The sequence below is a fragment of the Streptomyces swartbergensis genome (assembly GCF_002148965.1).
Classification (GTDB): Bacteria; Actinomycetota; Actinomycetes; order Streptomycetales; family Streptomycetaceae; genus Streptomyces; species Streptomyces swartbergensis.
Genome location: NZ_NGFN01000031.1, coordinates 1 through 19,402 on the forward strand (window position 1 = coordinate 1; position 19,402 = coordinate 19,402).

A 19,402-nucleotide genomic window follows, 5' to 3' on the forward strand; every position below is an offset into this window, starting at 1 on the left:
GACAATGGCCCGGTGACCAGCCCCGACACCTCCGGATTCGCCGCACTGCGCCCGCGGCTGCCGTCGCCGGTGCAGGAGGTCGCGGACGACCGGTTCGAGCGTCACGGCGTCCGGCTGGTGCTGAAGCGGGACGACCTGATCCACCCGGAGCTGATCGGCAACAAGTGGCGCAAGCTGGCGCCGAACCTCGCGGCGGCGACCGGCCGTACCGTCGTCACCTTCGGCGGCGCCTACTCCAACCACCTGCGCGCCACGGCCGTGGCCGGCCGGCTGCTCGGCATCCCCACGGTCGGCGTCGTACGCGGCGAGGAGCTGGCTGGCCGGCCCCTCAACCCCTCACTGACCCGCTGTACGGCCGACGGCATGCGGCTGCACTTCGTCGACAGGGCGACGTACCGCCGCAAGTCCGAGCCGCGGACCCTGGGCGCGATCCTGCGCGCGGCGGACGCCGAGGAGGCGTACGTCGTCCCCGAGGGCGGCAGCAACGCGGAGGCCGTACGCGGCTGCCGGGCGCTCGGCGCCGAACTGCACGGCCAAGCCGATGTCGTCGCCGTGGCCTGCGGCACCGGCGGCACACTGGCGGGACTGGCCGCCGACCTCGCCCCCGGGCAACGTGCCCTGGGCGTCCCGGTCCTCAAGGGCGGCTTCCTGGCCGCCGACGTCAGGGCCTTGCAGCACCAGGCCTTCGGCGGTCCGCGCGGCACCTGGAGCCTCGACGACCGCTTCCACTTCGGCGGCTACGCGCGCGTGCCCGACGCGCTCGACTCCTTCGCCGCGGACTTCGAGCACCGTCACGGACTGCCCGTCGAACGCCTGTATGTCGCCAAGCTGCTGTACGGACTCGTCGCCCTGGCCGGCGAAGGCGCCTTCCCGCCCGGGACGACGGTGGCGGCCGTGGTCACCGGCCACCCCTTCCCATGACGCCCGGCAGCGCGCCCGTGCCGTCCGCCCCTCCCGCCTCTACGCCGTCTCCCGGAAGGCCGCCGCCTCCTCCAGGTCCAGCCTGCGCAGCAGCGTCCGGAGCATCTCGTCGTCGATGTACCGGGCGTCCCGGAGCTTGACGAACACCTCGCGCTCGGCGCTGATCATCTCCCCCGACAGCCGCCGGTAGGTGTCGTCGACGGACTCCCCGGTGACCGGGTTGGCCTGCCCGAGCCGTTCCCAGACGGCGTTGCGGCGGCGCTCCAGGACGGTGCGGAGCCGGTCGGCGAGCGGCCCGGGCAGGGCGTTGCGCTCGTCGGCGAGGAGTTCGTCCAGGCGCCGCTCGGCGGCCCGGGAGGCCTGCGCCTGGGCGTTGGCCTCGGCCAGTGTCTCGGCCTGTGTGTCCCGCCCGGGGAACCGCAGCAGACGGATCAGCGGGGGCAGGGTCAGCCCCTGCACGACCAGCGTCCCGATGACGGTCGTGAAGGTCAGGAACAGGATGAGGTTGCGGTGCGGGAAGGGCTCCTCGCCGTCGTGCAGGGTGAGCGGGATCGAGAAGGCGATGGCGAGGGAGACCACGCCCCGCATACCGGCCCACGCGACGACGAACGGCCCTTTCCAGGTCGGACTCGCCTCCCGCTTCCGGATCCGGGCGGACAGCAGCCGCGGCAGGAAGGTCGCCGGGTACACCCACGCGAACCGGGCCGCGACGACCACCAGGAAGACGGCGACCGCGTACCAGGCGGCCAGGACCCCCTCGTACTCCCCGAGGCCCCTCAGCACCACCGGCAGCTGGAGTCCGATCAGCGCGAACACCGCCGACTCCAGGACGAAGGCGACCATCTTCCACACCGCCTCCTCCTGCAGACGCGTGGCGAAGTCGACCTCCCACGCGCGGTGTCCCAGGTAGAGCGCGACGACCACGACCGCGATGACACCGGAGGCGTGCACCTGCTCGGCGACGGCGTACGCGACGAACGGGGTCAGCAGGGAGAGCGTGTTCTGGAAAAGCGCCTCCTTCACGTGCGTGCGCAGCCAGTGGATCGGCGCCATCAGCACGAGCCCGACCACGACGCCGCCGACCGCCGCGAGCAGGAACTCGCCGATGCCCCCGGCCCAGGTCGCGCCCTCGCCGACGGCGGCGGCCAGGGCCACCCGGTAGGCGGTGATCGCGGTGGCGTCGTTCAGCAGGGACTCGCCCTGGAGGATCGTGGTGATCCGCGACGGCAGCCCGACCCGGCGGGCCACGGCCGTCGCCGCGACCGCGTCCGGCGGCGCCACAACCGCGCCGAAGACCAGGGCCGCGGTCAGCGGCAGGTCCGGCACGATCAGGTACAGGGCCCAGCCGACGACGAAGGTCGCGAACAGCACGTACCCGACGGACAGCAGCGCCACCGGGCGCAGCTGCGCCCGCAGGTCGAGGTAGGAGCTGTCGGTGGCGGCCGTGTGCAGCAGTGGGGGCAGCAGGAGCGGCAGGACGATGTGCGGGTCGAGGGTGTAGTCCGGCACCCCGGGGACGGAACTGACCGCCAGCCCGACCGCCACCAGCAGCAGTGGCGCCGGCACCGGTGTGCGCCTGGCCGCCGCGGCGATCGCGGCGCTGCCCGCCACCAGAAGCAGCAGTGGCATCACGTCCATCGTTCCCGCCCGCCCTCTTTTTTCCACGCGGTCTTCGGCGCGACCGTCGTAACCTGGCAATCATGAAACAGTGCACGCACGCCGAGGCGCTGCCTCACCCCGAACCCGTCCCGCTCAGCGAGACGTGTCCGGAGTGCCTGGCGGAGGGCAGGGATCCGGTGCAACTCCGGCTGTGCCTGAGCTGCGGTCACGTCGGCTGCTGCGACTCCTCGCCGGGGCGGCACGCGGCGGAGCACCACGAGAAGTCCGGGCATCCCGTGATGCGGACCCATGAGCCCGGGGAGACGTGGCGCTGGTGCTTCGTCGATCATGTCCTGGTGTGACTCGACAGGACCCCGGCGCGGGACGGTTCGACCGTCTGACGTCTGGGTACGTCAACCCGGCGCACGCTCTTCCCATTTGGGCCCGCAGAACCTCTAGACACGGAGCGTATCCACAGGTTTACTGTGAGTGACGGCAAGGGGTTGGGGTCCCGGGGACAGGACCGTTGAGAGCGCGGTAGCGTCACCGCTGAACCATGTATCGCGTTACCCCGGGGGGCGACCCTCGGCCCTGAAACACTTGTACCACCATGGAGGTGAGGGTGTCCCAGATCGCAGGCGAGCCCGCGACGCAGGACTTCGTGGAAGTCCGGCTGCCGGCTGCGGGTGCCTACCTGTCGGTGCTGCGTACGGCCACGGCCGGTCTCGCGGCCCGTTTGGACTTCACCCTCGACGAGATCGAGGACCTGCGCATCGCGGTGGACGAGGCCTGCGCGATCCTGCTTCAGCAGGCCGTGCCCGGCTCCGTGCTCAGCTGTGTCTTCCGCCTCGTCGACGACTCGCTCGAGGTCACCGTCTCGGCGCCGACCACCGATGGTCATGCCCCCTCGCGGGACACCTTCGCCTGGACCGTCCTGTCCGCTCTCGCGGGCAAGGTCTCCTCCGCCGTGGACAAGGACAAAACCGTTTCGATCAGCCTCTACAAACAGCGCGGCGCGGGACCCGGGCCGGCGTGAGGAAAGAGGACGGGCCGGTGCGGGACGAAGAGCGCGGCACACGAGAGCTGCCGGCCGAGGGCACGGCCATGGACCCGTGCGGTCCGGCCGGGGCCCGGCGCACGGCGGACGGCATCGACGGCATCCCCGAGCAGGCCCGCCCGCATCCGGAGGACGACTCCGCGGGGGCCGTCCTCCCGGGCGGCGGGCAGCGGGACCAGGACGCCGTACGGAGCGCGCCTCCGGGTGGAGGGATCGCAGCATCTCCTGCCCAGGGGGGTCCCCCCACTCGCGCGCAGTCGGGAGTGGCGGAGGAGGCGAGGGCTCGGGGAAGGGCGACGGGCGGGACGATGAGCTAGCACTAGCGACACTCCGAGGACGAAGCGCCGCGCGCACGCCACGCACAGGGTGCGCACGGCTCCCCGGACCGCAGCGGGGCGCGCGAGATGTTCCTCAAACTGCGCACGCTGAGCAATGGCAGCCCCGAGTACGCGGAGCTGCGCAATCAGCTGGTCCGTATGCACCTGCCGCTCGTGGAGCATCTCGCACGCCGCTTCCGCAACCGCGGGGAGCCGCTCGACGACCTCACCCAGGTCGCCACGATCGGGCTGATCAAGTCGGTCGACCGCTTCGACCCGGACCGCGGCGTGGAGTTCTCCACGTACGCGACCCCGACGGTCGTGGGCGAGATCAAGCGGCATTTCCGCGACAAGGGCTGGGCGGTGCGCGTCCCGCGCCGGCTCCAGGAGCTGCGTCTTTCGCTGACCACGGCCACGGCCGAGCTGTCGCAGCTGCACGGCCGCTCTCCCACGGTCCACGAGCTCGCCGAGAAGCTGGCGATCTCCGAGGAGGAGGTCCTGGAGGGCCTGGAGTCCGCCAACGCGTACTCCACGCTGTCCCTGGACGTCCCCGACACCGACGACGAGTCCCCGGCGGTCGCCGACACCCTCGGCGCGGAGGACGAGGCGCTGGAGGGCGTGGAGTACCGGGAGTCCCTCAAGCCGCTGCTGGAGGATCTCCCGCCGCGCGAGAAGCGGATCCTGCTGCTGCGTTTCTTCGGCAACATGACCCAGTCGCAGATCGCGCAGGAGGTCGGCATCTCTCAGATGCACGTCTCGCGGCTGCTGGCGCGCACCCTGGCCCAGCTTCGGGAGAAGCTCCTCGTCGAGGAGTGACGGCTACTTTTGTACGTTGCCGGGCCCGCGGATCCCGAGGGCCCGGGTCGTCTCGGGGTTCACGAGCAGGACGAGCGCCGCTACGGCCACGACTGCGAGGGCGATCCCGGCCGGAATGGCCATGCTGTCGGCCTGGAGCAGGTTGTAGGCCACGGGCAGCGCCATGAGCTGGGTGATGACGGCCGGGCCGCGGCTCCAGCTGCGGCGGCCGAGCAGCCCGCGCGCGGCGAGCAGCGGCAGCAGCGCGAGCACGACAAGCGTGACGCCCCCGGTCACGGCCTGCTGCCGGTCGTCCGGCTCGCCGGTGATCCCGAGGACGAGCATCCAGACGCCGCCGATGACCAGCGCGAGCCCCTCCAGTGCTGACAGCAGCGCGGCGTACGTCAGCCGGCGCGGGCGGGGGCCGGTGTTCTCCGGGGTGGTGGGGGTCTGCTCACTGCTCACCCCTGAAGAGTAGCCCTGGTCGTACGCGCCCCTCTTGGCGAGGTTCACCCCCGGTCTCTTACCCGATCCCTACCTCGGTATGGGCCAGGTACCACCCAGTAGGTACGCTGCCAGTCATGCGTGCACTTCTCGTGGTCAATCCGGCGGCAACCACCACAAGTGCGCGCACCCGCGACGTACTGATCCACGCGCTCGCCAGTGAGATGAAGCTGGAAGCGGTCACCACCGAGTACCGCGGTCACGCGCGCGACCTGGGCCGGCACGCGGCGGAGAGCGACGACATCGACCTCGTGGTGGCCCTCGGCGGCGACGGCACGGTCAACGAGGTCGTCAACGGCCTCCTGCACGCGGGCCCCGCCCCGAGACACCTCCCCCGTCTCGCCGTGGTCCCGGGCGGCTCCACCAATGTCTTCGCCCGCGCCCTGGGCCTGCCCAACGACGCGGTGGAAGCCACCGGCGCCCTGCTGGACGCCCTGCGCGACGGCAGTGAACGCACCGTCGGCCTGGGCCTGGCCTCCGGCACGCCGGGCACGGAGGACGAGGCGGTGCCCTCCCGCTGGTTCACCTTCAACGCGGGACTCGGCTTCGACGCCGGGGTGGTCGGCCGGGTCGAGCAGCACCGCGAGCGCGGCCGGAAATCCACACACGCTCTTTACGTACGCCAGGTCGTGCGCCAGCTCCTGGGCGAACCGAACCGCCGGCACGGCACGATCACGCTGGAGCGGGCCGGCGAGGATCCGATCACCGATCTGGTGCTGTCCATAGTCTCGAACACCTCCCCGTGGACGTTTCTGGGGAATCGCCCGATCTACGCGGCACCTAAGGCCTCGTTCGATACCGGCCTCGATCTCTTCGGTCTCAGTCGGCTGTCCACCGCGGCCGTTGCCCGGTATGGCACCCAGTTGCTCACTTCGTCCCCTGAGCGCGGACCCCGTGGCAAGCACGCCACCTCTCTGCACGATTTGACCGAGTTCACCTTGCATTCGAAGGCGCCGCTCCCCCTCCAGATGGACGGTGACCACCTGGGCCTGCGAACAAGCGTGACGTTCACAGGCGTACGCCGTGCACTGCGTGTGATTGTGTGAGCAGAACTGGCTAAAGTCCTTTCACTCGAACGTTTAGGCCAGGGTCCACCCCATGGAAGTACGGCTGTGACCTAGTCGACACCGAAGAATCAAAAAAAACTTTCCAGAAGGGGTTGTATCCGCCGCTGAGGTTTGCGAGTCTCTACGTGGCGATCGGGACGGCCCGCAACATCGGCCTCCACTGATCACCAGAACCCCTCTTCAATTCACAGGACCCACGCCAGGGAACCTGGCGGTCGGCCCTTCACTTGTTGAGGGATTCGTGAAAGCGTTCACATTCACAAGCATCCCTGCACGTAATACCAAGGAGAGGTAGCAGCCATGGACTGGCGTCACAACGCCGTTTGCCGCGAGGAAGACCCCGAGCTCTTCTTCCCCATCGGCAACACCGGTCCTGCGCTGCTGCAGATCGAGGAAGCCAAGGCCGTCTGCCGTCGCTGCCCGGTGATCGAGCAGTGTCTGCAGTGGGCGCTTGAGTCCGGCCAGGACTCCGGCGTCTGGGGTGGTCTCAGCGAGGACGAGCGCCGCGCCATGAAGCGCCGCGCCGCCCGCAACCGGGCCCGTCAGGCCTCCGCCTGACAACCCACCCCTGCTGACAGCCTGAGCTTGGCGGCGCGTGTGCCTGTCGGCATTACTCCGTTGACAGCGAGTACGCATCTCCCGCCCCCGAGCCGCAGCGCGCAGTTCCCCCGATGCGCTTGAGTTAAGCAGCAACGAGCTTTAGCCCCGGGCCACTTGGTGGCCCGGGGCTCAATGCTTTTCAGGGCCGGATCCGGATGGGCGTTGCCTACTTCCGCGTCGGCACCGGGATGTCCAGGATCACGCGCGTGCCGCGCTCCGGGGCCGGGACCATGTCGAACGTTCCGCCCAACTCGCCCTCCACCAGGGTCCGTACGATCTGGAGGCCGAGGTTGCCCGCGGTCTGCGGATCGAAGCCGTCCGGCAGACCGACACCGTCGTCCTGGACGGTGACCAGCAGGCGGGCCTCCTTGGTCGTACCGCCGCGGACCGCCGACACCTCGACCGTGCCGGTGTCGCCCTCGCGGAAGCCGTGCTCCAGCGCGTTCTGCAGAACCTCGGTCAGCACCATCGACAGCGGGGTGGCGACCTCGGCGTCGAGGATGCCGAAGCGGCCGGTGCGCCGGCCCGTGACCTTGCCCGGGGAGATCTCCGCGACCATCGCCAGGACGCGGTCGGCGATGTCGTCGAACTCCACGCGCTCGTCCAGGTTCTGGGAGAGCGTCTCGTGCACGATCGCAATCGATCCGACGCGTCGCACCGCCTCCTCCAGGGCCTCGCGGCCGCGGTCGGATTCGATGCGCCGGGCCTGGAGGCGGAGCAGGGCCGCCACCGTCTGGAGGTTGTTCTTGACGCGGTGGTGGATCTCCCGGATCGTCGCGTCCTTGGTGATCAATTCGCGCTCGCGGCGGCGGAGCTCGGTGACGTCACGGAGGAGGACCAGCGAGCCGATGCGGGTGCCCTTGGGCTTGAGGGGGATCGCGCGGAACTGGATGACCCCGTCGGTGGCCTCGATCTCGAACTCGCGGGGCGCCCAGCCGCTGGCGACCTTGGCGAGCGCTTCGTCCACCGGTCCCAGGGTCGGGGCGAGTTCGGCGGTGGTCTTGCCCAGGTGCTGGCCGACGAGGTCGGAGGCGAGGCCGAGGCGGTGGTAGGCGGACAGCGCGTTCGGGGAGGCGTACTGGACGATGCCGTCGGCGTCGAGCCGGACCAGTCCGTCACCCACCCGGGGCGAGGCATCCATGTCGAGCTGCTGGTTCGCGAACGGGAAGGCGCCGGCCGCGATCATCTGCGCGAGGTCGGAGGCGCTCTGGAGGTAGGTGAGCTCCAAGCGGCTCGGCGTGCGCACGGTCAGGAGATTGGTGTTGCGCGCGATGACGCCGAGGACGCGTCCCTCCCGCCGCACCGGGATCGACTCGACCCGGACGGGGACCTCTTCCCGCCACTCGGGGTCCCCCTCGCGCACGATGCGGCCCTCGTCGAGGGCGGCGTCGAGCATCGGGCGGCGGCCACGCGGGACGAGGTGGCCCACCATGTCGTCCTGGTAGGACGTGGGACCGGTGTTGGGCCGCATCTGCGCGACGGACACGTACCGCGTGCCGTCGCTGGTGGGGACCCACAGCACCAGGTCGGCGAAGGAGAGGTCGGAGAGCAGCTGCCACTCCGAGACCAGCAGGTGGAGCCACTCGAGATCCGTGTCGTCGAGGGCGGTGTGCTGGCGTACGAGTTCGTTCATGGAGGGCACGTGAGCGAGCGTACCCGGGGGTTTGTACGGCTCTGAAATGTATGGGCCCTCACAGATTCGTACGGGCCCTCACAGATTCGTACGGGCCCTCACAGAGAGGGGTCCTCGCAGACGGGGTCCTGAAACACCCGCGGGCCGCGGCGCCTGGGAGGGACCCTCAACCCTCCCGGCACCGCAGCCCGGAGCAGTATCGGCCGTGGGGTGTGCGGTCCCGGTCGGCCGAAGGACGAGGAGCCGGGGCAGTCAGGGCAGAGAGCCTCGGTTCCTCTGTCCGCCTTCCTGTGCGGGGAAGGCGGAGGCTGGTGCGCGCTTCACACGCGCTCTCATCACGCATTGTGGACTAGACCACTCGTAGGTGTCCATGCGTTGGAGGCTGTTCGTTGCTGTTAGTTCTCCGACTGATCGGACGCACTGGCGTCCTCCACGCAGCCTAACCCGTGTGGGTTCCTGTGCGGGGCCAGATGGACATGGCAATTTCCGCGACCGCCTCCAGTTCCTCCCGGCTCGCCCCGTCCCGCGCCTGTTGCGACATGCCCTGGATCATCGCTCCGGTATGGCGGGCCAGGGCGGCGGCGTCGGTGCCCGGGGGCAGCACGCCGGCGGCGACATCGGCTCTGATGCGGCTCTCGAACGCGGCGATGTTGGCGTTGCGGCGGTCCCGCAGCGACTGTTCGACCTCGGGCGTCGAGCAGTTCGCGGCGGCGTGGACGACGAGGCAGCCGTGCGGGTGGCCGGCTTCCGTGTACGCGGTGGCGGCCTCGCGCAGCACGCGCTCGACGGCGGCCCGGGCGGTGGGCTCCTCGGCGAGGGCCCGGTCGGTGAACGAGCCGTACCTCGTGCCGTAGACCTGCACGACCTCCTCGAAGAGGGACCGCTTGTCGCCGAAGGCCGCGTAGAGGCTGGGCGCACCGATGTCCATGACGCGGGTGAGGTCGGAGACGGACGTGGCCTCGTAGCCGTGCTCCCAGAAGGCCAGGAGCGCCTTCTCCAGTGCCGTCTCGCGATCGAAGGAGCGGGGGCGGCCGCGAGGCCTCCGCTTGACCTTGCCCGTCGAGGCTCCGAGCCTCTCGGCCTCCGCGATTCCGGGCCTCTCGGCCTCCACGGCCCCGCGCCCCTCGGCCCTCATGGTCCCGTCGTCGTTCACCATGGAGTGCATTTTATAGCGGGCACTAGAGAAATGTCGGCGGGGTGCGGTACGGTCATTTCTGTAGCGACCACTAGGGAAATGTGAAAGGGGCGCCGCCATGGGCGTGCTCACGGGCAGGACGGCACTCGTCACCGGGGCGAGCAGGGGCATCGGGCGAGGGATCGCCGAGCGGCTGGGCCGCGACGGCGCGCGGGTCGGGGTGCACTACGGCAGGAACGAGACGGCGGCGAAGGAGACGGTCGCGGCGATCGAGGCGGCGGGCGGCTCGGCGTTCGCGGTGGGTATGGAGCTGGGCGTGCCGGGGGACGCCGAGGCGCTGTGGGCGGAGTTCGACCGGCACGCGGACGGGCTGGACATCCTGGTGAACAACGCGGGGATCGGCAACACGCGGCCGATCCAGGAGCTGGACGAGCAGGAGTACGACAAGGTCTTCGCGGTGAACGTGAAGGCGCCGCTCTTCATCCTCAAGCACGGCATGAGCCGGCTGCGGGACGGCGGCCGGGTCGTCAACATCTCGTCGGGCTTGGCCCGGACCGCCGTGATGCCGGACAACATGGCGTACGCGATGACGAAGGGCGCCCTGGACGTCCTCTCACGGGACCTGTCCAAGGTACTGGGCCCTCGGGGCATCACGGTGAACTCGGTGGCGCCGGGGATCATCGACACGGACAACACGGCCCGGTTGCTGCGGGGCACTGCCGACGGCTGGGCGAAGGCCGCGGCGATATCGGCGCTGGGCGGGGTGGGCGAGCCGGCCGAAGTCGCCGACGTGGTGGCGTTCCTGGTCTCGGACGGGGGCCGGTGGGTCACGGGGAGCTGGGTTGATGTGACGGGGGGTTCGCTCACGTAGGGGCGTCGGCACGTAGCCGGGGGATCCAGGCGAGTGTCCATCGCCCTGCCCCTGTCATCAGCCAGTCACCATCACCCCGCCCCGGCCTCAGCGAGTCGGCGTCACCTTCGCCAGCGCGCGAGGGGCGTCCGGGTCCTGGCCGCGGGCGATGGTGACCTCGTAGGCCAGGAGCTGGAGGGGAATGATCTCCAGGACGGGCTGGACCTCCTCGGCCACGTCGTCCGTCGGCAGGGCGAAGCCGGCCGACGTCTGCTCGACTTGATGCCTGGGGCCGATGACGACCAGGTCGGCACCTCGGCCGCGCAGCCGGTCGAGGACCGGCTGGAGCGCTTCGCCGCCCTTGCCGTCGGTGACCACGGCGATGACCGGGGAGACGTTGTCGACCATGGCGAGCGGTCCGTGCAGCAGGTCGGCGCCGGAGTAGGACAGGGCGGGTATGTAGCTGGTCTCCATCAGCTTGAGGGCGGCCTCCTTGGCCGTGGGGTAGCCGTAGCCGCGTGAGGTGATCACCATGCGCTCGGCGAAGCGGTAGCGGGCGGCGAGGGTACGCACCTCGTCCTGCCGGGCGAGCAGCTGCTCGGCGAGGTCCGGCAGCACCTGGGCGGGCGCGCCGTCGCCGCCGCGCAGGCCCTCGACGAACAGGTAGAGCGCGAGGAGGGAGGCGGTGTACGTCTTGGTCGCGGGGAGGGCCTTCTCCGGTCCGGCCATGATGTCGATGTGGTACTCGGAGACGCCGGCGAGCGGTGAGTCCGGATTGTTGGTGACGGCGAGCGTGATCGCGTCGGCCTCGCGGGCGGCCCGGGTCGAGGCGACCAGGTCCGGAGAGCCGCCGGACTGACTGACGGTGACGACCAGGACGTCCGTGAGGTCGGGCCGGGCGCCGTAGGCCGTGGTGGTGGACATGGAGGTGAGGCCGCAGGGCAGGCCGAGCCGGATCTCCAGGAGGTACTTGGCGTAGAGGGCGGCGTTGTCGGAGGTGCCGCGGGCGGTCAGCAGGACGAAGCGGGGAGCACGGGCGGCGATCCGCCGTGCCACGTCCCGGATGGCGGGGGCGCCGTCGGCCAGGATCCGGCGCAGGACGGCGGGCTGCTCCGCCATCTCCCGGGCCATGATCCGGCCCGGGCGCTCGCTGAGGGTGTCCGGAGTGGCGGCGGTCATGGCGGGGTTCCTTCCGGGGACGCGGGCGGATGCAGCTCCCATTCCACTCCCCCGCGCCGCGGAACGCCCACGCGGGACCGGCGCTGTTCACCTGCCGGAGACCTGGCCGGCACCGGGCCGCTGCCCCTGTGGGACCGGCGGCATTCACCCTGGGAGCGACGCCACCGCTCTGTTAGATTGGTCTAAACCACACGACCCCTCCCGGGTCCCGTCCCAGTTGAGCATCCCTCTCAGATCGGCAGGCCCAGCGTGGAAGTTGTCATCGTTCCGGACGCCAAGGCGGGCGGCGAGCTCATCGCCGAGGCCATGGCTCAGCTGCTCCGGCGCAAGCCCGACGCCCTGCTCGGCGTGGCGACCGGCTCGACGCCGCTGCCCGTGTACGAGGCGCTGGCGGCCAAGGTGCGGTCCGGTGCCGTGGAGGCCGCGCGGGCGCGGATAGCCCAGCTCGACGAGTACGTGGGGCTGCCTGCCGACCATCCGGAGTCGTACCGCTCGGTGCTGCGGCGTGAGGTGCTGGAGCCGCTGGGGATCGGGATGGACCAGTTCATGGGGCCGGACGGCACGGCCGAGGACGTGCCGGGGGCGTGCGAGGCCTACGACCAGGCGCTCGTGGACGCCGGGGGTGTGGACCTTCAGCTGCTCGGGATCGGGACCGACGGGCACATAGGGTTCAACGAGCCGTGTTCGTCGCTGGCGTCGCGGACACGGATCAAGACGCTGACCGAGCAGACCCGGATCGACAACGCGCGCTTCTTCGACGGCGATATCGAGCGGGTGCCGCACCACGTGATCACGCAGGGCATCGGCACGATCCTGGAGGCCCGCCACCTGGTGCTGCTCGCCACCGGTGAGGGCAAGGCGGACGCGGTCGCGGCGACGGTGGAGGGGCCGGTCGCCGCGGTGTGCCCCGCCTCCGCGCTCCAGCTCCACCCGCATGCGACCGTCGTTGTCGACGAGGCCGCCGCGTCGAAGCTGAAGCTGGCGGACTACTTCCGGCACACCTACGCCAACAAGCCGGACTGGCAGGGCATCTAGCGGCCGAGCGCCCCTGCCTCAAGAGGCTCGTCCTCGGCCGGCTCGTCCTCGGCCCGCAGGCCGGCCACCCACAGCGGCATGACCCAGTGGACCACGAGGACGGCGATGAGGAGGGGTGCCGCGTAGGCCTTCGGGGCATTGCCGTCGACTCCGCCTGCGATCAGCAGGGCGACCGCCGTCGCGGCCAGGAGCAGCGTGGTCATGCGGTGGGCCCGGGCCAGGACGCGGCTGCGCTCGGCCGACTGCCGCTCGTCCAGTACGTGTTCGCGCAGCTCCAGCAGGCCCCGGGTGGCGCCGTTGATGATCCCGGTCGCGACCATCCAGGGAAGCAGCAGCACCGCCATCGCGGCGACGGGCCACAGCGGCTCACCCTCGGCGAGGAAGAAGTGGGTCATCAGTGCGCCGATGGCCACGGTGAGGGTGATGTGCGCGGCGACGGCCAGACGTCGGCGTGCCGCCGTGGCGTACCAGGCCTGGCCGCGACGGTCGTTCATGAGCCGCAGCATGCTCCGGTCGTAGCGGGTCAGGCGTGTCGTCGTCATGGCTGGTTCCTCCCGTAGACCTCGTCCGTGAGCGGCCGGAACGGTTCGAGGGAGAACAGGGCCTCGACCGGCAGATCGAAGAACTTCGAGATCTTCAGTGCCAGGTCGAGGCTCGGGTTGTACTGCCCTCGCTCGATGTAGCCGATGGTCTGGTAGTGGGCTCCCACTGCCTCGGCCAGGCTCTGGCGCGACACCTTCCGTTCGGCGCGCACCATGGCCAACCTGTTGTGCACCTGCTCGCTCATGTATAAGAAGTACTACATCCGGAGGTAGCTTTACAACCCGGCGATCACCTCGGCCGCCGCCCGGCCGCAGACGCGGGCCGCGCCGTGGGTGGCGATGTGCAGGGCGCCGCGGGGTGCGGCCTGGGGGACGCCCATTTCGACCACGATGGTGTCGGGGCGGGCGGCCAGCAGGGTGTCTAGGGCCGACGCCATCCAGGGGTGGCGGTGTTCGTCGCGGACGACGGCGACGATGCGGCGCGCACCGGCCGCCTGAAGGGCCGCCCGTCCGGCGCGCTCACCGGCATCGCTCACCTTGCCGTCCGCCACCTCGCCGTCCTCCACCCTGCCGTTCTCCTCCTCGCCGTCCTCGGCGGAGAAGCTGCCCGTCACCGTGCCCGGCAGGAGGTGGACGAGTTCCGCGGCGATGCCCCAGGGGGTCTCGTCGCCCACCGCGATGTTGGCGACGGGGGTGAGGGCGGCGACGTAGGGCGGTTCGGTGAGGGGCTCGAAGGTCTCCGGGCTGCCCAGGCCCGGGGCGGCGGTGACCGTGAGGGCGCGGCGGGCGGCGTGCAGGCCGATCTCGCTGCCTCGGGTCTCCTCGGGTACGCGGTCGGCCGTGCTCGCCCAGCGGGACAGCGCCCGGACCCGGTCCGCGGCCTCGGCCAGGCGGTCCCCCGGCAGTTCACCCGCGCGTACCGCCGTGACCAGGGCGTCCCGCAGGCGCCGTACGGTCTCGTCGTCGGCCAGGCCGCCGCCCACGCAGATCGCGTCGGCACCGGCGGCGACGGCGAGGACGCTGCCGCGTTCGATGCCGTAGGTGCCCGCGATGGCCCGCATCTCCATGCCGTCGGTGACGATGAGGCCGTCGTAGCCGAGTTCGCCGCGCAGCAGGCCGGTCAGGATGCGGCGGGAGAGGGTGGCCGGGCGGTCGGGGTCCAGGGCCGGGACCAGGATGTGGGCGCTCATCACGGCCCGGCTGCCGGCGGCGATGGCCGCGCGGAACGGGGCCAGCTCGCGGTCGGTCAGCACGTCCGCGGGGACGTCGATGCGCGGGAGGGCGTGGTGGGAGTCGACGGCCGTGTCTCCGTGGCCGGGGAAGTGCTTGGTGCAGGCGGCGACTCCGGCGGACTGGAGGCCCGTCACATAGGCAGCGGTGTGCCGGGCGGCCAGTTCGGTGTCGGCGCCGAAGGATCGGACACCGATCACCGGGTTGCGCGGGTCGGAGTTCACGTCGGCGGACGGGGCCCAGTTGAGGTTCACCCCGCAGGCCGCGAGACGGCGGCCCAGTTCGTGGGCGACCTCGCGCGTCAGCTCCACGTCGTCCACCGCGCCGAGAGCGTGGTTGCCCGGGAAGGAGGAGCCGGTCCGCACCTCCAGGCGCGTCACGTCACCGCCTTCCTCGTCGATCGCGACCAGGACGTCGTCGCGCTCGGCCCGCAGTTGCGCGGTCAGCGCGGCCAGTTGGCCGGGCGAGGCGATGTTGCGGCCGAACAGGCCGACGGAGGCGAGGCCCTCGCCGAGCCGGCGCAGCAGCCAGTCCGGGGCGGTGGTTCCGGTGAAGCCGGGCTGGAGAACGGTCAGGGCGTCACGGGTGAGCGTGTCGGTACCGCTGGCGAGTGTCGTCATGGGGTGGGGTCATCCCTTCACGGCGCCCGCGGTCAGGCCCGCGGCCATCTTGCGCTGGACGAGGAGGAAGAGGGCGACGATCGGCACGGCCATCATCGTGGCGCCGGCCATCATCGGGGCGTATTCGGTGCCGTGCTTGGTGGTGAAGTTGCCGAGCCAGACGGTCGCCGTCTGGTTCTTCTGGCTGAGCAGCATCAGGGCGTACAGGTACTCGTTCCAGGCCTGGATGAAACCGTAGACCGAGGTGGCGACCATGCCGGGGGCCAGGAGCGGGAAGACGACCCGGAGGAAGGCGCCCGTGCGGGAGCAGCCGTCGACCATGGCCGCCTCCTCCAGTTCCTTCGGGATGTTGACGATGAAGCCCCTCAGCGTCCACACGGTGAACGGGAGGATGAAGGTCAGGTACGTGATGATGAGGCCGGTCAGCCGGTCGTACTGGCCCAGGTCGTTGAGCAGCAGGAACACCGGGATGATCATGGCGACCAGGGGGACCATCTGGACCGCGAGGATGCCCACGATCACGATCTTGCGGCCGCGGAAGGCGAAGCGGGAGATGGCGAGCGCGGCCAGCAGCCCCACGGCCATGCCGATGACGACCACCGCCAGCGACACCACCATGCTGCGTCCCACCGGGCCCCAGAAGTCGGCGATGTCCAGCGCCCGGCCGAAGTTGGCGAAGGTGATGCCGGTCGGCAGCAGGCTCGGATCCGGGTCGATGGCGTCCTTGGCGGGCTTGAACGCCGTGTTGAGCATCCAGTACAGCGGGAAGCCCGCGGTGACGAAGACCAGGAGGCCGAGGACGTTCCACCAGAGCTTCGGCGCCCGGCGGCCGGTCAGCGTGCTGCTCATTCGACCTCTCCGATCTTCAGCATCTGCCGCATGTAGACGGCGACCACGCCGAGCAGCAGCAGGACGGTGATCAGCGCGATGGCCGAGCCCTGGGCGTAGTCGTTGACCACGAACGCCCGGTCGTAGGAGTAGGTGTTGAGGACCTGGAACTCCGGCTCGGGGTGGCCGTTGCGCATCACGAACACCTGGGGGAAGACGCCCATGTCCCAGATGACCGACAGGGTCGTGAGCATCACGATGATCGGCTTGAGGACGGGCAGGGTGACATAACGGAAGACGCCCCAGGAGCCGGCGCCGTCCAGGCGGGCCGCCTCCTCCAGCTCCTTGGGCACCTGGGTGAGGCCCGCGCTGAGTGTGATGACCACGAACGGCACGGCTCCCCACACCACCAGCAGCATGATCACGGCCAGGCCCTCCGGCCCGCTCGCGAACCAGTTGTGGCCGATCATCTCGACGCCGGGCAACTTGCTGAGCAGCGCGTTGAAGACGCCGTAGTCCGAGTCGAAGAGCCACTTGAAGACCGTGGTCGCCACGATGACGGGCATGCCCCAGCTGGCCACCAGAACGATGTTGATGAGCACCTTCAGCCAGCCGGAGACCCGCTGGAGGAGCAGGGCGATCGCCATGCCGATCACCATCGTGAAGACGACGGCCCCGGCGGCGAAGACGATCGTGCGGACCACGACGGTCCAGAACTCGCCGTCGCCCAGCACCTTCGCGAAGTTGTCGAAGCCGACCGACTCGGCCGGCTGGAAGCCCCACAGCTGGGACTGCCCGAACTTCTGGAAGGACAGGGTGACCAGACGGGCCAGCGGATAGCCCATGACCAGGGCCAGGATCAGCAGGCAGGGCGCGAGCAGCAGCCAGGGGACCGCGGTCCCGCCCGACGGCCGGTTGGCCCGTGGCGGCTCATCGGCGGGAGATGGCGGTGCCTGCCGCGGTGGCGGCACCTTGACGGGGGTGGTGGTGTCTGCGGCACTCATCGCGCGCTCCTCGGCGGTCCCTCAGTTCGTACGGAGGGCGGGGCTCCGCCCGTGAGGGAGCCCCGCCTCGAAGGTCACTTGGTGTTGATGACCTTGTCGATCGCGGCGTCCGCCTCCTTGGCGGCGGCCTCAACCGACTTCTTGCCGGTGCCGATGCTCTGGAGCATGGTCTGGAGGATCTGCGCTTTCTCGACCTGACCCCAGCCGGGGGCCATCGGGACGAACCAGTTGGACTCGGCCGCAGTGGCGGGGACCGCCGTCTTCGGGTCGTTCTTCAGCGTCGCGAGGTCGGTCTTGTTGTTGGGCAGGTTGCCCTTGGCCATCAGGCCCTTCTGGCCGGAGGAGCCGGCGAACGCGTTGATCCACTCGGCGGCCAGGGCCGGCGCGTCGGACTTCACCGGGACGGCGAGGTCACTGCCGCCCAGGAAGACGGGCATGTTCTTGCCGGACGGGCCGGGCATCACGAAGTTCTCGAGGTTGCCCTTGAGCTTGCCGCTCTTGTCGTTCTTCGGGTCCTCGGCGGTCGCGCCTTCCCACGCGGCGGCGAAGATCATGGCGGACTTGCCCTGGCCGTAGACGATGTAGCGGTCGGACTCGTCCTTGGTCTTGTCGCCGTGCATGTACCTGTCGACGACGTTCTTGAACTCCTTCAGGCCCTTGAGGGACTCGGGCGAGGAGAGGGAGGCCTTCCACTGGCCGCCCGACTCGGTGGCGATGGCGCCGCCGGCGTCGTAGACGAAGGACATGGCCGCGTACCAGTCGCGGGTGGGCTGGTACCAGGCGCTGAACTTGTCGCCCTGCTTCTTCTGGATCTTGTCCAGGGCGGCGGTGAGCTCCTTGTACGTCTTCGGAGGCGTCTTCACCCCGACCGAGGCTGCCACGTCCTTGCGCCAGTTGGCGACGCGGCCACCGGCGTAGTACGGGACGCCGTAGGTCTTGCCCTCGTAGGTCACCGAGGCCTTGAGGCCGTCCAGCCAGGCGTCCGAGCTGTCGAAGTCGGCGGGGTCGAGCGGAGCGAAGGCGCCCTTGACCATGTAGCCGAGCATCTCGGTGTTGCCCATCTCGACCACGTCGGGGACCTTGTCGGTGGCGAGGACGGCGTCGAGCTTGGCGTTCTTGTCGGGCCAGCCGTAGTACTCGTGGTTGATCTTCAGGCCGGGGTGCTTCTTCTGCACCGCAGCGTCGGCGGCCTTCACCAGCTCCGGCCAGTTGTTCTGGGCGTCGACGGTGAGCCAGACGGTCAGCTCCTTGGCGTCCGCACCCTTGTCCGAACCCCCGCCACCCTCGCCCCCGCACGCCGCGATGGAGACCACCATGCCCGCGATACCGATCGCGGATATCAGCTTGCGCTTCACGCCACCCTCCTCAGGGATGCCACCGACCCCCCTGCTCCCCGCGGTGAACGTGGGGCCAGGACCCTGGACCAATGGTGTAGACCAGTAGGGGGAGCTTGGACCAGACCAGCAGGCCTGTCAAGGGTCCAGAATGAGCTCTGACCAGCCGTTATGCGACGTACATATGCAGGAACCTTTAAGTAAGAACCCGGCGAAAACCCGGCCGGGCACGGCATACTCCAGGTAGACCACTTAGAGTTGTGGACTAGACCAAAAGCAGCGCCGACGGTATACAAGTGGGATCGTGTCGGCAGAGGAGCCGGGAAGGCGGAGCATGAGCACCGACATCAGCAGTGCGGAGCACGAGAGCGGGGCACCCGTCCGTACCGCACGCGTGCCCAAGTACTACCGCCTGAAGAAGCACCTGCTCGACATGACCGAGACGCAGGCGCCCGGCACGCCGGTCCCGCCCGAGCGCACACTGGCGGCGGAGTTCGACACCTCGCGCACGACCGTGCGCCAGGCGCTGCAGGAGCTGGTCGTCGAGGGCCGGCTGGAGCGCATCCAGGGCAAGGGCACGTTCGTCGCCAAACCGAAGGTCTCGCAGGCACTGCAACTGACCTCGTACACCGAGGACATGCGCGCCCAGGGTCTCGAACCCACCTCGCAGCTCCTGGACATCGGCTACATCACCGCCGACGACCGTCTCGCCGGGCTGCTCGACATCACGACCGGCGGGCGGGTGCTGCGCATCGAGCGGCTGCGCATGGCCAACGGCGAGCCGATGGCCATCGAGACCACCCACCTCAGCGCGAAGCGCTTCCCGGCCCTGCGCCGCTCCCTGGTGAAGTACACGTCCCTCTACACCGCGCTCGCAGAGGTCTACGACGTCCATCTCGCGGAGGCCGAGGAGACCATCGAGACGTCGCTGGCCAACCCGCGCGAGGCCGGCCTGCTCGGCACGGACGTCGGCCTGCCGATGCTGATGCTCTCCCGTCACTCACTGGACCGGGAGGGCCAACCGGTGGAGTGGGTGCGGTCGGTGTACCGGGGCGACCGGTACAAGTTCGTGGCCCGTCTGAAGCGCCCCCAGGAGTAGCGGACCGGCAGCCGAACCGTCGGTTTCTTTTGGGTACCGCATTACGGACGAGG

19 protein-coding genes and 1 pseudogene are annotated in these 19,402 nt (G+C 70.1%); 9 read left to right on the forward strand and 11 right to left on the reverse strand.

Annotated elements, in window-relative coordinates; genetic code table 11:
- The first annotated feature begins 12 nt into the window (after positions 1-12).
- A complete protein-coding gene (locus CA983_RS07860; RefSeq protein ID WP_086600182.1) occupies positions 13-921 on the forward strand; it encodes a 1-aminocyclopropane-1-carboxylate deaminase/D-cysteine desulfhydrase in 909 nt (302 codons plus the stop codon).
- Positions 922-960: 39 nt separating this feature from the next.
- Here CA983_RS07860 and CA983_RS07865 read toward each other — a convergent pair whose 3' ends face one another.
- Positions 961-2,559, reverse strand: coding sequence for a Na+/H+ antiporter (locus CA983_RS07865; protein WP_086600150.1), 1,599 nt, complete (start codon positions 2,557-2,559; stop codon positions 961-963).
- A gap of 62 nt (positions 2,560-2,621) precedes the next feature.
- Here CA983_RS07865 and CA983_RS07870 point away from each other — a divergent pair, with 62 nt between their 5' ends.
- The 3 genes and pseudogenes from CA983_RS07870 to CA983_RS07880 all read left to right on the forward strand — a co-directional run bounded on the left by CA983_RS07870 (position 2,622) and on the right by CA983_RS07880 (position 4,710).
- Positions 2,622-2,882, forward strand: coding sequence for a UBP-type zinc finger domain-containing protein (locus CA983_RS07870; RefSeq protein ID WP_086600151.1), 261 nt, complete (start codon positions 2,622-2,624; stop codon positions 2,880-2,882).
- Positions 2,883-3,142: 260 nt separating this feature from the next.
- Positions 3,143-3,556 (forward strand): ATP-binding protein, encoded by a 414-nt coding sequence (locus CA983_RS07875; protein WP_003992877.1) that lies wholly within the window; start codon positions 3,143-3,145, stop codon positions 3,554-3,556.
- A gap of 17 nt (positions 3,557-3,573) precedes the next feature.
- Positions 3,574-4,710, forward strand: a pseudogene (locus tag CA983_RS07880) (RNA polymerase sigma factor SigF).
- 3 nt (positions 4,711-4,713) lie between these two features.
- On the opposite strand, the gene CA983_RS07885 reads toward CA983_RS07880, so the two are convergent.
- On the reverse strand, positions 4,714-5,154 hold the full coding sequence (locus tag CA983_RS07885) for a hypothetical protein (protein ID WP_086600183.1): 441 nt from the start codon (positions 5,152-5,154) through the stop codon (positions 4,714-4,716).
- A gap of 116 nt (positions 5,155-5,270) precedes the next feature.
- Between CA983_RS07885 and CA983_RS07890 the strand changes: the two genes are divergently transcribed.
- Together CA983_RS07890 and CA983_RS07895 are read left to right on the forward strand one after the other, a co-directional pair.
- Positions 5,271-6,239 carry a diacylglycerol/lipid kinase family protein gene (locus CA983_RS07890; RefSeq protein ID WP_086600152.1) on the forward strand — a complete coding sequence of 323 codons (969 nt, stop codon included), beginning with the start codon at positions 5,271-5,273 and terminating at the stop codon, positions 6,237-6,239.
- Positions 6,240-6,560: 321 nt separating this feature from the next.
- On the forward strand, positions 6,561-6,818 hold the full coding sequence (locus tag CA983_RS07895; protein ID WP_003992873.1) for a WhiB family transcriptional regulator: 258 nt from the start codon (positions 6,561-6,563) through the stop codon (positions 6,816-6,818).
- Positions 6,819-7,026: 208 nt separating this feature from the next.
- On the opposite strand, the gene CA983_RS07900 is transcribed toward CA983_RS07895, so the two are convergent.
- Together CA983_RS07900 and CA983_RS07905 are read right to left on the reverse strand one after the other, a co-directional pair.
- Entirely contained in the window at positions 7,027-8,493 is a 1,467-nt protein-coding gene (locus tag CA983_RS07900; RefSeq protein WP_086600153.1) for a sensor histidine kinase, read from the reverse strand.
- Between the two features lie 439 nt (positions 8,494-8,932).
- Positions 8,933-9,649 (reverse strand): TetR/AcrR family transcriptional regulator, encoded by a 717-nt coding sequence (locus tag CA983_RS07905; RefSeq protein WP_244206724.1) that lies wholly within the window; start codon positions 9,647-9,649, stop codon positions 8,933-8,935.
- Between the two features lie 97 nt (positions 9,650-9,746).
- On the opposite strand from CA983_RS07905, the gene CA983_RS07910 reads away from it, so the two are divergent.
- The gene (locus tag CA983_RS07910; protein WP_086600154.1) at positions 9,747-10,499 is read left to right on the forward strand and encodes an SDR family oxidoreductase; all 753 of its coding nucleotides are present in this window, start codon (positions 9,747-9,749) and stop codon (positions 10,497-10,499) included.
- Between the two features lie 87 nt (positions 10,500-10,586).
- On the opposite strand, the gene CA983_RS07915 is transcribed toward CA983_RS07910, so the two are convergent.
- Positions 10,587-11,657, reverse strand: a complete 1,071-nt coding sequence (locus tag CA983_RS07915) for an SIS domain-containing protein (protein ID WP_086600155.1) — start codon at positions 11,655-11,657, stop codon at positions 10,587-10,589.
- 249 nt (positions 11,658-11,906) lie between these two features.
- Here CA983_RS07915 and nagB point away from each other — a divergent pair, with 249 nt between their 5' ends.
- Positions 11,907-12,692, forward strand: a complete 786-nt coding sequence (gene nagB / locus CA983_RS07920) for a glucosamine-6-phosphate deaminase (RefSeq protein WP_086600156.1) — start codon at positions 11,907-11,909, stop codon at positions 12,690-12,692.
- Here nagB and CA983_RS07925 read toward each other — a convergent pair.
- From CA983_RS07925 to CA983_RS07950, 6 genes are all read right to left on the reverse strand, one after another.
- A complete protein-coding gene (locus CA983_RS07925; RefSeq protein ID WP_086600157.1) occupies positions 12,689-13,234 on the reverse strand; it encodes a hypothetical protein in 546 nt (181 codons plus the stop codon). The two genes, nagB and CA983_RS07925, sit on opposite strands and share 4 nt — an antisense overlap.
- Complete coding sequence (locus CA983_RS07930; protein ID WP_086600158.1) at positions 13,231-13,479, reverse strand: helix-turn-helix transcriptional regulator; 249 nt, start codon at positions 13,477-13,479, stop codon at positions 13,231-13,233. The genes CA983_RS07925 and CA983_RS07930 overlap by 4 nt, the downstream gene beginning before the upstream one ends.
- Positions 13,480-13,509: 30 nt before the next feature.
- Positions 13,510-15,084 carry a glycoside hydrolase family 3 protein gene (locus CA983_RS07935; protein ID WP_086600159.1) on the reverse strand — a complete coding sequence of 525 codons (1,575 nt, stop codon included), beginning with the start codon at positions 15,082-15,084 and terminating at the stop codon, positions 13,510-13,512.
- A 9-nt stretch (positions 15,085-15,093) separates the two neighbouring features.
- Complete coding sequence (locus CA983_RS07940) at positions 15,094-15,933, reverse strand: carbohydrate ABC transporter permease (RefSeq protein ID WP_086600160.1); 840 nt, start codon at positions 15,931-15,933, stop codon at positions 15,094-15,096.
- Positions 15,930-16,916 carry a carbohydrate ABC transporter permease gene (locus tag CA983_RS07945; protein WP_086600161.1) on the reverse strand — a complete coding sequence of 329 codons (987 nt, stop codon included), beginning with the start codon at positions 16,914-16,916 and terminating at the stop codon, positions 15,930-15,932. Before CA983_RS07945 ends, CA983_RS07940 begins: the two co-directional genes overlap by 4 nt.
- Before the next feature lie 74 nt (positions 16,917-16,990).
- Positions 16,991-18,271, reverse strand: coding sequence for an extracellular solute-binding protein (locus CA983_RS07950; protein ID WP_086600162.1), 1,281 nt, complete (start codon positions 18,269-18,271; stop codon positions 16,991-16,993).
- A 313-nt stretch (positions 18,272-18,584) separates the two neighbouring features.
- Between CA983_RS07950 and CA983_RS07955 the strand changes: the two genes are divergently transcribed.
- A complete protein-coding gene (locus CA983_RS07955) occupies positions 18,585-19,349 on the forward strand; it encodes a GntR family transcriptional regulator (protein WP_208636915.1) in 765 nt (254 codons plus the stop codon).
- The last annotated feature ends 53 nt before the right edge of the window (positions 19,350-19,402 follow it).

Bases quoted from the DNA above. Each gene is read 5' to 3' on its own strand.
- CA983_RS07865 (WP_086600150.1), bottom strand. From the start codon at position 2,559: ATGGACGTGATGCCACTGCTGCTTCTGGTGGCGGGCAGCGCCGCGATC.
- CA983_RS07870 (WP_086600151.1), top strand. From the start codon at position 2,622: ATGAAACAGTGCACGCACGCCGAGGCGCTGCCTCACCCCGAACCCGTC.
- CA983_RS07890 (WP_086600152.1), top strand. From the start codon at position 5,271: ATGCGTGCACTTCTCGTGGTCAATCCGGCGGCAACCACCACAAGTGCG.
- CA983_RS07895 (WP_003992873.1), top strand. From the start codon at position 6,561: ATGGACTGGCGTCACAACGCCGTTTGCCGCGAGGAAGACCCCGAGCTC.
- CA983_RS07900 (WP_086600153.1), bottom strand. From the start codon at position 8,493: ATGAACGAACTCGTACGCCAGCACACCGCCCTCGACGACACGGATCTC.
- CA983_RS07905 (WP_244206724.1), bottom strand. From the start codon at position 9,649: ATGGTGAACGACGACGGGACCATGAGGGCCGAGGGGCGCGGGGCCGTG.
- CA983_RS07910 (WP_086600154.1), top strand. From the start codon at position 9,747: ATGGGCGTGCTCACGGGCAGGACGGCACTCGTCACCGGGGCGAGCAGG.
- CA983_RS07915 (WP_086600155.1), bottom strand. From the start codon at position 11,657: ATGACCGCCGCCACTCCGGACACCCTCAGCGAGCGCCCGGGCCGGATC.
- CA983_RS07925 (WP_086600157.1), bottom strand. From the start codon at position 13,234: ATGACGACGACACGCCTGACCCGCTACGACCGGAGCATGCTGCGGCTC.
- CA983_RS07930 (WP_086600158.1), bottom strand. From the start codon at position 13,479: ATGAGCGAGCAGGTGCACAACAGGTTGGCCATGGTGCGCGCCGAACGG.
- CA983_RS07935 (WP_086600159.1), bottom strand. From the start codon at position 15,084: ATGACGACACTCGCCAGCGGTACCGACACGCTCACCCGTGACGCCCTG.
- CA983_RS07940 (WP_086600160.1), bottom strand. From the start codon at position 15,933: ATGAGCAGCACGCTGACCGGCCGCCGGGCGCCGAAGCTCTGGTGGAAC.
- CA983_RS07945 (WP_086600161.1), bottom strand. From the start codon at position 16,916: ATGAGTGCCGCAGACACCACCACCCCCGTCAAGGTGCCGCCACCGCGG.
- CA983_RS07955 (WP_208636915.1), top strand. From the start codon at position 18,585: ATGAGCACCGACATCAGCAGTGCGGAGCACGAGAGCGGGGCACCCGTC.